Consider the following 14629-nt stretch of genomic DNA (forward strand, 5'->3'; position numbering starts at 1 on the left):
GTCGTACCAGGCCCAACATTTCTTCTTCTATGCATGAGTAAATGTAATGGTTGCTATCTTGCTGTGTATTGCCCTTACATAAAACCGGCCTCTACGCCTGTTCTGCTTGTTGCAAAAGCGCATCACTTTGAAAACTGGCTATTTGGACGGGGGAGAACTGGCACAACGGCGGGTGACTAAGGGCATTTCTGCGTGATATGACGCCATTTGACAGGAAATGCGAAAATATCTTTAAGTGAATCTAGTTTTGTCCTATTATTTGTCAGTGAAACTGTCAATTTCACCGAGCTTTACCCCAAAGCCATTTTTAAATAGGGTGTTTTTCAACGCCTGTTATATGTCATCTGCGAGATAGCCCAATGGATACTTTAAAAGCGCTAATGGTCTTCATGACCACTGCTGAGAACGGCAGCTTTTCCGATGCTGCTCGCAAGCTGGGCGTCTCGCCAGCTGCAGTCAGCCAGAGCATTGCCCGTCTGGAGCAAGAACTGGAGGTACGTTTGTTCAACCGTACCACCCGCCAGCTGACCCTTACGGAAGATGGCCGCCGTTTCTATGCACAGTGTCGTGGCCCGGTAAACAACCTGGACTCGGCCATCAACCAGCTCAAAGCCAGCCGCGATGAACCCGCTGGCCACCTGCGCATCAGCCTGCCGAATGCTTTTGGCCGACGCTTCATCCTGCCGCTGATGGAAGAGTTCTGCCAGCGCTATCCGAAGATCCGTGTGTTCTTTGGTATGGACGATCATTTCAGCGACCTGATCGAAGACGGCTACGACGTGGGCGTGCGCGTGGGCATGATGCCGGATAGCCGCATGGTGGCGCGCCACCTGGCGCACATCCCGCAATACGTGGTGGCATCGCCGGACTACTGGGCCGAGCACGGCAAGCCGCGCAGCCCGGAAGAGCTGTCGGCACACGACTGTATCAACTTCCAGTTCCCGACCTCGGGCCGCCTGTACAAGTGGGAGTTCGAACGCAATGGCGAACGTATTCCGCTGGAGGTCACCGGCACTTACACGGTGAACGACGTGGACTCGGTGGTGGAAATGGCTCGCCTGGGCCTGGGTGTGGCGCAGCTGCCGGGGCACGAAGTGCTGGCCGACGTGCGTGCTGGCCGCCTGCAAGCGGTACTGACCGACTACGTGTCGATGGAGCGCTCCATCTATATCTGCTTCCCGCACCGCGACCACATTGCGCCGCGTACCCGCGTGTTTGTCGATTTTGCCGTGGAGAAGCTGCTGGACCACCCGGACATTATCGCCGACCTGCCGGGCGTAGATCTGTCTGCCAAGCGCGAGGCGTTGCGCATGCACCTGGGCCTGTAAGCCGGCCCTGTTTTGCCAAAAGCCCGGCTTGCCGGGCTTTTTTGCGACATGGCCGTTTAACATATTAGACAAAGTGTAGGCGCTTGCGCATAATCCAAGCCATAAACCCGTGCCTGTTGGCCGCAAGTGTTTAAAAAATGGATGGGATACCTCATGAGTCAGCGCATCGAACACACTAATTCCTACTACGCCTATTCTGCTAACCCCAGCCCGGAGCGCCCGGCGCTGGCGGGGAGCGTGCGGGCAGACGTCTGCGTGATTGGCGCCGGCTATACCGGTATCTCCACCGCACTGCACCTGGCGGAAGCCGGCCTGAACGTGGTGGTGCTGGAAAGCGCCCGCGTGGGCTGGGGTGCCTCCGGCCGCAACGGCGGCCAGATTGTGAACAGCTACAGCCGCGATATGGATGTGATCGAGGCGCGCCACGGCAAGGAAGCCGCCAAGCGCCTGGGTGCCATGGCGTTTGAAGGTGGCAAGATCATCCGCGAGCGCATCGCCAAGTACAACATCCAGTGCGACCTGAAAGACGGCAATGTGTTTGCCGCCTTTACCCACAAGCAGCTGGACGAGCTGGACGCCAAGCGCCGCCTGTGGGAAAGCTTCGGCCATACCGGCATCCAGATGATAGACAAGGCCGGCATGCAGCGCATCGTGAACTCCAACGAGTACGTGGGCGCACTGCTGGATAACTGGGGTGGCCACATCCACCCGCTAAACCTGGTACTGGGCGAGGCAGCCGCGTTCGAGTCGCTGGGTGGCCGCATCTATGAACAATCAGCCGTCACCAGCGTGGTACGCGGCCAAGCTGCCGTGGTGAAAACCGCTGGCGGCCAGGTGACTGCCGATTTTGTGGTGGTGGCCGGTAATGCCTATCTTGGCGACCTGATTCCGATGCTGGCCGAGAAAACCCTGCCGTGCGGCACCCAAGTGGTAACGACCGAGCGCCTGTCGCCCGAGCTGGCGCGCAGCCTGCTGCCAGGCGACAACTGCGTGGAAGACTGCAACTTCCTGCTGGACTACTACCGCCTGACCGGCGACAACCGTCTGCTGTACGGCGGCGGCACGGTATACGGTGCGCGCGACCCGGGTGCCATCGAAAGCCTGATCCGCCCGAAAATGCTGAAAACCTTCCCGCAGCTGAAAGACGTGAAAATCGAATTCGGCTGGACCGGCAACTTTTCGCTCACTCTCACGCGCCTGCCGCAAGCTGGCCGTATCGATAACAACATCTACTACTCGCAAGGCTGCAGCGGCCACGGTGTCACCTACACCCACCTGGCCGGCCGCATCATGGCCGAAGCCATTCGCGGCCAGAGCGAGCGCTTTGACGCCTTTGCCAGCTTGCCGCATTACCCGTTCCCGGGTGGCCGCCTGTTCCGTGTGCCCATGCTCACGCTGGGTGCCTGGTGGTACGGCATGCGCGACAAGCTGGGTCTGTAATGCCGGCAGGTGCCGGGCACCTGCCTTACTCTCTGTCCATCCTGGGCTGGCCTCGTGCCAGCCATTTTTTTGCCTGTCAGAACGGCCACACCAGCTTGGTTTTGGCCACCGCAATCATGTATACCGGCATGGCCACGGCGGCAGCCAGTACCACCGCGCGCCACGGCGAGCCGTGCAGTTTTTTCAGGCCGATGGTGCCCAGCGCGATATACGCCAGCAGCGCGGCGATCTTGGCGGCCAGCCACGGCTGGTTATGCGGCGACAGGCCGGCCATCACCGCCAGCGTGATGGCTGCGGCCAACAGGCCGGTGTCGATCACGTGCGGCGCGATTTTCAGCGCACGCGCCTGCAGCAGGGCAGGGCGGGTGTAAGACAGCACGGCGCGGGTAGCAAACAGGGTGACGGACAGATACGCCAGCCCGGCGTGCGCGTGTTTCAGAACCTGATAATCCATGGTGAAGCCTCAAAGTAGATAGACGTCGTGCGGCGCGATCATACCGCTTTGTACCGCATGCAGAATGCTAAACTGCCGGGGTCGATGACCACGCCATAGCCTGCGCCATGCCGCTGAACCTGTATCAATCCAACCGCCTGGAAGCCCTGGGCATTCTGTACAGCCACCTCACAGACAGCCCGCTGGCCGATGCGTTCGCACCGGAAGTCATCATGGTGCAAAGCCGTGGCATGGGGCGCTGGCTGACATTGAACCTGGCGCAGCAGCGCGGGCTGGCGGCCAACCTGGAATTCGTGCTGCCGGCCGGCTTTGGCTGGCGGCTGATGCAGGCAGTGCTGCCCGAGCTGCCACCCAAATCCGCCTTTGCCCCCGACGTGTTGTGCTGGCGGCTGATGGACGTGCTGCCCACGCTGGCCGGCGAGCCGTTCATCCCGCTGCAGCGCTATTTGCAGGGTGGCGAGCTGGCGTGCTTCGAGCTGGCCGGCAAGATTGCCGATATCTACGACCAATACCTGGTATTCCGCCCCGACTGGATACGCGCCTGGGAAGCCGGCCGCCTGCTGGGGCTGGGCGAAGACGAAGCCTGGCAGGCCGCGCTGTGGCAAAGGTTGGCCGCAGAGGTGCCCGGCCGTCACCGCGTGATGATGCTGGACGACTTCTTTGCCCGCCTGCGCAGCGAGCACCTGCCGCAGCGCGTGTCGGTATTCGGCATCGCCACCCTGGCGCCCATGTATCTGGCGCTGCTGCAGCGCATGGCCGAGCTTACCGAGGTGAATGTGTTCCTGCTCAACCCCAGCGAAGCCTACTGGGGCGACCTGCAGGCGCGCAGCCGCCAGGCCATGTTGTTTGACGACGACGCCAGCGCCGGCGGCCACCCGCTGCTGGCGTCGCTGGGCCAGCAGGGGCGCGACTTTTTCGACGAGCTGGCCGGCGGCGTGGCGCAGCCCATGTCGGCCTTCATGGCGCCGGACGGCCACAGCCTGCTGGCGCGCCTGCAGCACGATATCCTTACGCTGACCCCGCCTGCGGCCAACGTGGCACCCTATCGCGCGGGCGATGCGTCCATCCGCTGTCATATCGCCCACAGCCCCATGCGCGAGCTGGAGGTGCTCAAAGACCAGCTGCTGGCCATGCTGGCCGCCGACCCGTCGCTGACACCGGCCGATATCGCCGTGCTCACCCCCGATATCAACGCCTACGCGCCGTACATCGACGCCGTATTCGGCTACCGCAGCGACGCGCCGTCCATCCCCTACAGCATTGCCGACCGCCGCCTGGCGCGCGAGGTACCACTGCTGGCCACCTTTGGCGCCGTGCTGCAGCTGGCCGACTCGCGCTTTGCCGCCAGCGACGTACTGGCCCTGCTGGACTGCCCGGCGCTCTTGGCGCGCTTTGGCCTGGCCGACGACGACGTCAGCCTGCTGGCGCAATGGGTGCGCCAGGCCGGCATACGCTGGGGGCGCGACGCCGAACACAAAGCCCGGCTTGGCCTGCCCGCCGAGCCCACGCACACCTGGCGCTGGGGGCTGGACCGCCTGCTGCTGGGCACCATGCTGCCCGCCAGCCTGGCTGGCGACGGCGCGCCGCTGTTTGCCGGCCTGCTGCCCGATAGCGCCGCCCAGGGCCAGGCCGCCGACAAGCTCGCCAGCCTGGCCAGCCTGTACGACGTGCTGGCAGGGTTGGCCGCAGACTGGGCGCAGCCCGCCAGCATGGCCGGCTGGGCGCAGCGCCTGCGCGACGCCGCGGCGCAGCTGTTCCTGGTGGACGAAGCCGACGAAGCCGCGCTGCAGCTGCTGCACGGCATTGCCGATACGCTCACCGCCGACGCCTCGCTGGCGCAGTTTGACGGCGCGCTGCCGCTGGCGGTGATCCGTGACGCCGTGCTGCGCCAGCTGGACATGTCGTCCAGCGGCGGCTTCCTTACCGGCGGGCTTACCTTCTGCGCCATGGTGCCGATGCGCTCCATCCCGTTCCGCGTGCTGTGCCTGGTGGGCATGAACGACGGCGCCTACCCGCGTGACGAGCGCCCGGTCAGCTTCGACCTGGTAGCGCGTAACCCGCGCCGTGGCGACCGCTCGCGCCGTTTCGACGACCGCTACCTGTTTCTGGAAGCCATTCTGTCCGCCCGCGACGCGCTGTACCTGAGCTGGGTTGGCCGCAGCGTGCGCAGCGACGAGCCATTGCCGCCGTCGCCGCTGGTGGCCGAGCTGCTGGACACCCTGGCCAGCATGTGCGGCGGCGATGTGGCACCGGCCATCACCACCCGCCACCCGCTGCAGCCCTTCAGCCGCCGCAGCTACGACGGCAGCCTGCCCAGCTACGAGCCGCTATGGGCCGCCGCGCTGGCGCAGCCGGCCGCCGCCGCGCAGCCCTTTGCCAGCACGCTGCCCGCCGTGGCACCGCAGGTGGTGCTGCTGGCCGACTTTCTGCGCTTCTGGCGCAACCCGGTACGCGCCTGGCTGGCCGACCGCCTGGGCCTGAAACTGGCGCGCCACGCCGACGATCTACCGGTGCGCGAACCGTTTGCCATCGACCGCGACAGCCGTAGCGACATCCGCGACACCCTGGTCGGCAGCCTGCTGGCCGGCAAGCCGCTGCGCCACGCCGAAGCCCGCCTGGCCGGGCAGGGCCTGCTGCCCGATGCCGCGCTGGGCGACGCCTGCCTGGCGCAAGAACGCGCCGCCAGCGCCCGCTTTGCCGCGCGCCTGCCATCCAGCCTGCTGGCCGACACCCTGCCGCCGCAGCCGGTACGGCTACAGCTGGGCGGGGTGATGCTCAGCGGCGAGCTGGCCGGCCTGCGCCCCGAAGGCCTGCTGCGCGTGGTACCGCGCAAGGCCTACGCCACCGAGTTCATCACCCTGTGGCTGGAGCATCTGGTGAGGTTGGCCGCAGGCCTGCCCGGCATCGCCCCCGATAGTGTGCTGTACGCCGACGACGGCGTGTATCGCCTGGGTGCCAGCAGCCGCGATGGCCAGCCGCTGGACGCCCACGCGCTGCTGGCAGCGTGGATGGCGCGCTACCTGCAGGGCCAAAGCCAGCCGCTGCCGTTCTTTGCCCGCACCTCGCTGGCCTACGCCCGCGCCGAGCCAGGCAAGCAAATGGGCGCCGCGCAAAACGAATGGTCGCCCGACTTCACCGGCCTGGGCCGCACCCCGCAGCGCGACGACGCGGCCAACCTGCTGGCCTTCCGCCACCTGGAGCCGCTGTCCGACCCGCTGTTCGCGCAACTGGCCGATACGCTGTTGGCGCCGCTGGTGGGCGCACTGCAGCTGGAGAAGGACTGAAATCCTTTTAGCTACGAACCCCACGAAAAGACACGAAAGTAGTCAGTAAGAAGAGTGTTATCAGACAGTTTTTCGTGTTGGTTCGTGGTTTTCGTGGCAAAACAGCCTTTGATTTTCTGACGCTCGCAGCAAAATTCTATTGAAACCCCTTTACGGTCGTACCGCATGCAAGCCCTAGACGCCCTGAACTGCCCGCTGTCGGGCATCAACCTGATCGAAGCCTCGGCCGGTACCGGCAAGACCTGGACCATTGCCGCGCTGTACACACGCCTGCTGCTGGAGGACGCGCCGGACGGCACACCGCCGCCCACGCTGGACCGCCTGCTGGTGGTGACCTATACCAAGGCCGCCACCGCCGAGCTGCGCGAGCGCCTGCGCCGCCGCCTGGTGGAGCTGCAGCAGGTGCTGGACGGCGGCGCGACGGCCGACCCGTTTCTGCAGGCCATGGCGCACAGGTTGGCCGCAGGCGACATGCCGCTGGCGCAGCAGCGCCTGCGGGCGGCCATCAATGATTTTGATGCGGCGGCCATCTACACCATCCACGGCTTTTGCCAGCGCGTGCTCACTGACGCCGCTTTTGACAGCGGCCAGACCTTTGCCGCCGAGCTGGCCACCGACAACCACGCCGACCTGCAGCAGCTGGCCGACGATTTCTGGCGCACGCACATCGTGGCGCAGCCCGCGCTGGCGCAGGTGCTGGCCGAAAACGGCGACACGCCGGACGCCTGGCTGGCCGAGGTGCGGCCGTATTTGTCCAAACCCTATCTGCGCACCCCAAGCATCGACAGCGCCGCACTGTTGGCCGCACGTGAAGCCGTCGCGGCAGCCTGGGCGCCACTGCAGGCCGATAGCGCCACGCTGGCCGAAGGCTGCGCGCTATTGTTGGCCGCAGAAGGGCTGAAGCAGACCAGCTACAAGCCGGCGCAGTGCCAGCGCTACGTGCGCCTGCTGCAGATGCTGGCCGCCGACGCCAGCCTGCCGCAGCTATCGTCCACGCAGGCCAAAGACCTGGCGCGCCTGGGGCAAAGCCAACTGGACAAAGGCGTCAACAAGGGCCACAGCGCGCCGCAGCACCGGCTGTTTGCGCTGGTGGATGGCTGGCTGGCCGCGTGGGACAGCTACAGCCGCCAGCTGGCGCAGAATATTGCCGGGCTCAAGCTGGCCATGATCGCGTGGATAGACCGGCACGCCGTGGCGCTGCGCCGTGCCACGCGCAGCCGCGGCTTTGACGACCTGCTTACCGACCTGGCCAGCGCGCTGGACGACCCCGAGCACGGCGCCAGGTTGGCCGCACGCATTGCCGCCGACTTTGCCATAGCGCTGATCGATGAATTCCAGGATACCGACCCGCTGCAGTACCGCATCTTCCGCCGCGCCTTTGTGCAGCAGGCGCGTCCGGTGTTCATGGTGGGCGACCCCAAGCAGGCCATTTACAGCTTTCGCGGCGCCGACATTTTTGCCTACCTGAGCGCGCGCGACGATGCCCCGGCCGACAAGCAATACACGCTGCTGACCAACCGCCGCAGCCAGCCGCCGCTGGTGGCGGCGGTGAGCCAGCTGTTCGACCGGCCGCAGCCCTTTCTGCTGGACGGTATCGACTACCCGCAGGTCGACGCGGCGCCCAGTGGCGGCAGCACCCTGCACGTGGCCGACGACGACAGCGCGCTCACCGTGCTGGCCTTTCCCGCCAGCGATAGCGACAAAGGCGTAAACAAGGCCGAGGCCACGCAATACGCCGCCGAGGCCACCGCCCACGAGATCGCCCGCCTGCTGGCGCTGGCACGCCAGGACAAGGCGCAGCTGGAAAAGGGCGACAGCCGCCGCGCGCTGGCTGGTGGCGATATGGCTGTGCTGGTGGCCACCCACCGTCAGGGCGACGCCGTGCGTGATGCCCTGGCTGCCCGCGGCGTAAAAGCGGTAGCGCTGACGCAGGAAAGCGTGTTTGCCAGCCACGAGGCTGGCGAGCTGCTGGCGCTGCTGCGCGCCTGGGCGGAGCCCGCGTCCGAAACGCGGCTGAAAGTGCTGTGCGCTACCACACTGCTGGGGCTGGACGCGGCGCAGCTGCTGCAGCTGGCCGAGGACGAGGCGGCGTGGGAAGCGCGGCTGGTGGCCAACCACGACGACCACAAACAGTGGCAGCAGCGCGGCTTCATGGCCGCCTGGCGTGGCTTCATGGCACGCGAGGGAGTGGCTGCGCGCCTGTTGCCGCTGCCGGACGGCGAGCGCCGCCTGACCAACCTGGGCCACCTGGCCGAGCTGTTGCAGCAGGAAGCCGAGCGCATTGCCGGCCAGGCGCCGCTGCTGGCGTGGTTCGAGGCCGCCGTGGCCAGCCCGCCGGCGGGCGAGGAAGCCCTGCTGCGGCTGGAAAGCGACGCCGAGCTGGTGAAGATCGTCACCATCCACACCTCGAAAGGCCTGCAGTACCCGCTGGTGTTCTGCCCCTTCCTGTGGGACGGCGCGCTGGAGCGGCGCGACACCACCTTCTGGCGCTACCGCGACGGCGGCGAGTCGTGGCTGGCGCCGGGCGAGCTGGTAAGCGACGCCGCGCGCGACGCCGCCCGCAGCGAGATCCTGGCCGAAAAGCTGCGCCTGCTGTACGTGGCGCTGACCCGCGCCGAGCACCGCCAGTACATCGTGTGGGGGCACGTGCAAAAGATGCAGACCGCCGCGCTGTCGTGGCTGCTGCACGGCCGCCATGCGGCCAACCTGGCCAGCCTGGAAGACACGCCGCTATCCGACGCTGCCATCAGCGCCGACCTGGCCGCTTACGCGCGCAGCCAGCCCGGCGCGGTGCATTGCCGCAGCGTGAACGTGGCCATGAACACGCTGCCCGCGCTGCAAGCCGATAGCTTTACCCCGCAGCTGGCCACGGTCAGCCGCCGCCTGCGCACGCCGTGGTGGGTAAGCAGCTTCAGCAGCCTGACCCGCCACCTGCACGGCGGCGGCGCGGCACAGGTGGGCGAGGCGCCGGACCACGACCACGGCCCGCTGCAGGACGTGGCTGCCGCCGAGCAGCTGGCCGACCGTTTTGCCTTCCCGCGCGGGGCACGTGCCGGTACCTGCCTGCACGATATGTTCGAGCGCGCGGACTTTACCCGGCCGCAAGGTTGGCCGCAGGTGGTGGCCGAGGCGCTGCAGCGCCATGGCTTTGACGCGCAGTGGCAAGACGCCGCGCTGGCCATGCTGCACTCCGCCATCCAGGCCGAGCTGGCCCCGGGCGTGCATTTGGCAGATATCCCGCCTTCGCGCCGCCGCGTGGAGATGGAATTCACCCTGCCAGCCAACGGCCTGAACCTGGCCGCCCTGCAAGCCGCGCTGTGCCACCCGGCGCATGGCCTGGCCGCGCCGCTGCGCGAGGCGGCGGGCACATTGAGTTTCGAGCGCGTACAGGGCTATCTGAAAGGCTTTATCGACCTGGTGTTCATTGCCGATGACGCGCTGTGGCTGGTGGATTACAAGTCCAACCACCTGGGCGACAGCTACGCCGACTACGGCACGGCACAGTTGGCCGCGTCCATCGCGCGCGAACATTACTACCTGCAGTACCTGATTTATTGCGTGGCGCTGCGCCGCTATATTGCCCAGCGCGCGCCGCAGCTGCGCCTGGGCGGCGTGCGTTACCTGTACCTGCGCGGTATCGACGGCAAGGGGCAGGGCGTGTGGTGCGATGCGCCGGATGACGCACTGCTGGCGGCGCTGGACGCGCTGTTCGTGCCCTAGGCAATCAGGCAGACGCACCGTGCCCGTCGGCCTACACTGAGTAGACAACGCAAGACCAAGGCAAGGAGGAGATATGGGACGACGCATGCTATGCCTGCTAGCGATATGGCTATGCTGGACACCTCTTTTACAGGCAGCACAGCCGAATATTGTCTTTATCCCCAAGGGGGCCTCGCACGTGTTCTGGAAAGAAATGGCACGCGGGGCGCAAGACGCTGCGCTGGGCTTGAGCATCAATATGGTCTGGCGCGGCCCCGCGCTGGAAAACGATGCCACGGCGCAGGCCAAGCTGCTGGGCCATTATGCGGCCAAGGGTTTCGCCGGCATGATCGTGGCCCCCAACGCCTCGGCCGCCTTGCAGCTACCGTTGCAGCAGGTAAAGAACGCGGGTAGCAAGGTGGTGATTGTGGATTCGCCGCTGCAGCCCGCGCCGCGCAAAGTGCTGCTGCTGCGCTTTTCGGCCAAGCACGACTCCACGCGCGAGCGCGAGAATGCCTTTCGCGACCGTTTGCAGCAGCTGCTGCCGGCCAGCCGTATAGAAGAAGGTGAAGAAGTAGGCATCACGGTATTCGATACCCGCGACAAGGTGCAAAAAGTGCTGGCTGCCCACCCCGATGCCGACCTGGTATTTACCCCGAACGAATCCACCACCGAGGGCACCATCCAGGCACTGCAGGATGCCGGCCTGGCCGGCAAGCTGCGCCATATCGGCTTTGACTACTCCCCGCGTATCGACCGTGCGCTGTCTGGCGGCCAGCTGCTGGCGGTGGTGATGCAAGACCCCTACCAGATGGGGGTGCGAGCCATGACCATTCTTGCCGAGCTGCTGCAGAAAAAGCCGGTGCCTGCCGTTTCCTATACGCCTGCCACGCTGGTAACCGCCGGAGATCTGGCGCAGCCCGTGGTGCAGGCGCGGGTGCGGCCTTACCTGGATTACCTGCAACGCTAGGCAGGATATTGGCTGTACACCCCGCTATCGCCTTACAATCCTGTCATGCCGTGCTGCGGCCAACCTGACAGGAAGGAATACCATGTTCGAATCTGCCGAGATCGGCCACGCTATCGACAAGGCGGCCTATAAAGCCGAGGAAGCCACCCTGCGCGAGGCCCTGCTGGAGGTGCAGTACGAGCTGAAACAGCGTGGCGAGTTTCCGGTATTGATCCTGATCCACGGCATGGACGGGGCAGGCCGCGGCGAGACCCTGAACCAGATCAACGAATGGCTGGACCCGCGCCTGATCCACACCGCCGCCTTTGACGCGCCCAACGACGACGCCCGCGAGCGCCCGTGGATGTGGCGCTACTGGCGCGAGCTGCCGGCCAAAGGGCGCATCGGCATGTTCTTTGGCTCCTATTACTCAGACGCGCTGTTCGACCGTGTGGCCAGCACAACCAACCGCGACACCTTCGACAAGCAGCTGTTCGATATCCTGCGTTTTGAACGCATGCTGGCCAACGACGGTGTACTGGTGCTGAAGTTCTGGCTGCACCTCACCGAAGAAAAACAGAAAAAACGCCTGAAGACGCTGGAAAAAGACCCGGCCACCGCCTGGCGCGTCAGCCAGGCCGACTGGCAGCACCACCAGCAGTACGGCCGCATCAAGAACACCGCCGAGCACATGATGCGCCTCACCAATACCGCCTACGCCCCCTGGCTGGTGGTGGACGGCGAAGACGCCAACTACCGCAGCCTGGCGGTGGGGCGCGCCCTGCTGCAGGCCTTGCAGCAGCGCCTGGCCATGGCCGAATCCTGGCACCCGCGCTCGGACGCCGCGCCCATCACGCCGCCCGCCGACAACAAGCTGCTACTGGAATCGCTGGTGCTGGATCACGAGCTGTCCAAAGACGACTACAAGCAGCAGCTGGCCGTGCTGCAAGGCCGCCTGAACGGCCTGACGCGTGACCCGCGCTTTGCCGAGCACTCGCTGGTGCTGGCGTTTGAAGGCAACGATGCAGCCGGTAAAGGTGGCGCCATCCGCCGCATCACCCAGGCGCTGGACGCGCGGCACTATCGCATCGTGCCGGTAGCCGCCCCCACCGAAGAAGAGCGCGCCATGCCATGGCTGTGGCGTTTCTGGCGCCACGTGCCGGGCAAGGGCAAGGTCACCATCTTCGACCGCACCTGGTACGGCCGCGTGCTGGTAGAACGGGTGGAAGGCTTTGCCGACACCGCCGACTGGATGCGCGGCTATTACGAGATCAATGACTTCGAGCACCAGCTCACCGACAACAAGGCCATCGTGCTGAAGTTCTGGCTGGCTATCAGCGCCGACGAGCAACTGGCGCGCTTCAAATCGCGCGAGGAAACCGGCTTCAAGCGCTTCAAGATCACCGAAGAAGACTGGCGTAACCGCGATAAATGGGACGACTACAAGGTGGCGGTGTGCGACATGATAGACCGCACCAGTACCAGCGCCGTGCCGTGGACGCTGGTGCCGGCCAACAACAAGTACTACGCCCGCATCAAGGTGCTCACCACCGTGTGCGAGGCGCTGGAAGCCAGGCTGGGCAAGGCATGAGTGTGATGGAAGCCGCCGATAGCCTGCTGCCGGCGCAGCTGGCCGGCCTGATGGCGCGGCTGGACCCGCAGCACGGTGCCGCGCTGCAGCCTGTACTGCAACGCCTGTTGGCCGCCCTGGCCAGCGGGCATGTCTGCCTCACCGGCCTGACGCGGGACGAGTTCGCCTGGCTACGCCACAGCCCGCTGGCGGGCCGCCCCGGCGACTATGCCCCGCTGATTGTGGACGACGCTGGCCGCCTGTATCTGGCGCGGCAGTGGCAGGACGAAACCCGCCTGGTGGCCGCCCTGCAGGCGCTGGCCGCCGACCCCCAGCCGCTGGCCGGCGACGTGGACAGCGTGCTGGACAGCCTGTTTGCCGGTGCGCCGCGTGGTGACTGGCAAAGGTTGGCCGCATGGCTGGCCACGCAGCACCGCTTCATGGTGATTTCCGGTGGCCCCGGTACCGGTAAAACCACCACCGTGGTGCGCCTGCTGGCCGCGCTGGCGGCGCTATCCGGCCGCCCGCTGGTCATGGCCATGGCGGCCCCTACCGGCAAGGCCGCCGCGCGGCTGACCGAGTCGGTACGCGCTGCCCGCGACGCGCTGCCAGTGGATGCTGCTACCCGCGCCCAGCTGCCGGACAAGGCGCAAACGCTGCACCGCCTCATCGGCCTGCTGCCCGGTACCGCCCGCCCGCGCCACCATGCGGCCAACCCCTTGCCGCTGGACGTGCTGGTGGTAGACGAAGCCTCGATGGTAGACCTTACCCTGATGGCGCAAACCGTGGCCGCGCTGCCGCCGCACGCGCGGCTGATTCTGCTGGGCGACCGTTACCAGCTGGCCTCGGTAGACGCCGGTGCCGTACTGGGCGATCTGTGCAGCCAGCAGGCCTGGCGCACGGCCACGGCGGCGCAGCTGCAGGCGCTAGGCACCACGCCGCCAGGGCTGGTGGACGATAGCGCCATGCTGGCCGACAGCGTGGTGGTGCTGGAAAAAAGCCACCGCTTTGGCGAGCACTCCGGTATTGGCCGCCTGGCCCGTGCCGTGAACGCAGGCGATACGGCACAGGTCGGCGCGCTACTGGCCGATGCGGCCAACCAGGACATTGCCAGCCTGCCGCAGTTGCCCGACGCTGCCGGCCTGCACGCATTGCGCGGCGGCTACTGGCAAGCGCTGGATGCGTTGGGCGAGGGCGATAACTGGCCGGCGCTGTTTGCCGCCTTCAACCAGTGCATGCTGCTGGCGGCAGAGCGCCACGCGGTGACGCAGATCAACGAGCAGGTCAGCACCGAGTTGGTGCGCCTGGGGCGCAAGCCGGCCGATAGCGACTGGTACCCTGGCCGGCCGGTCATGATTACGCGCAACGACTACAGCGTGGGCTTGTTTAACGGCGATATCGGCCTGACCGTACCGCGGGGCGGCCGCCTGCGCGTGATCTTCCCCACCACCGACGGTGGCTGGCGCGAAGTATCACCCGCGCGCCTGCCGGAGCACGACACCGTGTACGCCATGACCGTGCATAAATCGCAGGGCTCCGAGTTTGGCCAGGTGTGGCTGGCCTTGCCGCAGCAGCCGACGGCCACGCTGACCCGCTCGCTGGTGTACACCGCCATTACCCGTGCCCGGCAGCGTTTTGTGCTGGCCGGTAGTCTGGCCGTATTGCAAGCCGCCGTGCAGTACGCGCCGGCGCGTCAATCCGGCCTGGCTGAAAAAATTTGGGGAAAGGGCTTGACGGCCTGAAAAGGCATCTGTATAGTTCGGGTCTTGTTCGGAGTGTAGCGCAGCCCGGTAGCGCATCTGCTTTGGGAGCAGAGGGTCCAAGGTTCAAATCCTTGTACTCCGACCAGAATTAAAAAAGCCGCAGTCATCTGACTGCGGCTTTTTGCATTGTCTTGGCAGCCCA

Annotated in this window: 8 protein-coding genes and 1 tRNA gene; 8 read left to right on the forward strand and 1 reads right to left on the reverse strand. The window is 65.9% G+C overall.

Annotated features, from left to right (window positions below; genetic code table 11):
* The first annotated feature begins 389 nt into the window (after positions 1-389).
* Together LCH97_RS15215 and LCH97_RS15220 are read left to right on the forward strand one after the other, a co-directional pair.
* Positions 390-1328, forward strand: a complete 939-nt coding sequence (locus tag LCH97_RS15215) for a LysR family transcriptional regulator (protein ID WP_255619238.1) — start codon at positions 390-392, stop codon at positions 1326-1328.
* A gap of 153 nt (positions 1329-1481) precedes the next feature.
* A complete protein-coding gene (locus tag LCH97_RS15220; RefSeq protein ID WP_227302429.1) occupies positions 1482-2768 on the forward strand; it encodes an FAD-binding oxidoreductase in 1287 nt (428 codons plus the stop codon).
* 76 nt (positions 2769-2844) lie between these two features.
* Here LCH97_RS15220 and LCH97_RS15225 read toward each other — a convergent pair whose 3' ends face one another.
* Positions 2845-3222, reverse strand: a complete 378-nt coding sequence (locus LCH97_RS15225; RefSeq protein WP_227302430.1) for a SirB2 family protein — start codon at positions 3220-3222, stop codon at positions 2845-2847.
* A 107-nt stretch (positions 3223-3329) separates the two neighbouring features.
* Between LCH97_RS15225 and recC the strand changes: the two genes are divergently transcribed.
* The 6 genes from recC (at position 3330) to LCH97_RS15255 (ending at position 14572) form a co-directional block, all read left to right on the forward strand.
* Complete coding sequence (recC, locus tag LCH97_RS15230; RefSeq protein ID WP_227302431.1) at positions 3330-6506, forward strand: exodeoxyribonuclease V subunit gamma; 3177 nt, start codon at positions 3330-3332, stop codon at positions 6504-6506.
* Between the two features lie 165 nt (positions 6507-6671).
* A complete protein-coding gene (gene recB / locus LCH97_RS15235; RefSeq protein ID WP_227302432.1) occupies positions 6672-10226 on the forward strand; it encodes an exodeoxyribonuclease V subunit beta in 3555 nt (1184 codons plus the stop codon).
* 73 nt (positions 10227-10299) lie between these two features.
* Entirely contained in the window at positions 10300-11175 is an 876-nt protein-coding gene (locus LCH97_RS15240) for a substrate-binding domain-containing protein (RefSeq protein ID WP_227302433.1), read from the forward strand.
* A gap of 82 nt (positions 11176-11257) precedes the next feature.
* Positions 11258-12745: a polyphosphate:AMP phosphotransferase gene (pap, locus tag LCH97_RS15245; RefSeq protein ID WP_227302434.1), complete on the forward strand. Its 1488-nt coding sequence runs from the start codon at positions 11258-11260 to the stop codon at positions 12743-12745.
* Positions 12742-14466: an exodeoxyribonuclease V subunit alpha gene (gene recD / locus LCH97_RS15250; RefSeq protein WP_227302435.1), complete on the forward strand. Its 1725-nt coding sequence runs from the start codon at positions 12742-12744 to the stop codon at positions 14464-14466. Before pap ends, recD begins: the two co-directional genes overlap by 4 nt.
* A gap of 29 nt (positions 14467-14495) precedes the next feature.
* Positions 14496-14572, forward strand: a tRNA-Pro gene (locus tag LCH97_RS15255).
* Positions 14573-14629: the final 57 nt, after the last annotated feature.

Origin of the sequence: Vogesella sp. XCS3 (assembly GCF_020616155.1) — a bacterium.
Lineage (GTDB): Bacteria > Pseudomonadota > Gammaproteobacteria > Burkholderiales > Chromobacteriaceae > Vogesella.

What these genes read in the sequence shown, in the direction of transcription:
- LCH97_RS15215 (WP_255619238.1), top strand. Translation starts at nt 390, where the DNA reads ATGACCACTGCTGAGAACGGCAGCTTTTCCGATGCTGCTCGCAAGCTG.
- LCH97_RS15220 (WP_227302429.1), top strand. Translation starts at nt 1,482, where the DNA reads ATGAGTCAGCGCATCGAACACACTAATTCCTACTACGCCTATTCTGCT.
- LCH97_RS15225 (WP_227302430.1), bottom strand. Translation starts at nt 3,222, where the DNA reads ATGGATTATCAGGTTCTGAAACACGCGCACGCCGGGCTGGCGTATCTG.
- recC (WP_227302431.1), top strand. Translation starts at nt 3,330, where the DNA reads ATGCCGCTGAACCTGTATCAATCCAACCGCCTGGAAGCCCTGGGCATT.
- recB (WP_227302432.1), top strand. Translation starts at nt 6,672, where the DNA reads ATGCAAGCCCTAGACGCCCTGAACTGCCCGCTGTCGGGCATCAACCTG.
- LCH97_RS15240 (WP_227302433.1), top strand. Translation starts at nt 10,300, where the DNA reads ATGGGACGACGCATGCTATGCCTGCTAGCGATATGGCTATGCTGGACA.
- pap (WP_227302434.1), top strand. Translation starts at nt 11,258, where the DNA reads ATGTTCGAATCTGCCGAGATCGGCCACGCTATCGACAAGGCGGCCTAT.
- recD (WP_227302435.1), top strand. Translation starts at nt 12,742, where the DNA reads ATGAGTGTGATGGAAGCCGCCGATAGCCTGCTGCCGGCGCAGCTGGCC.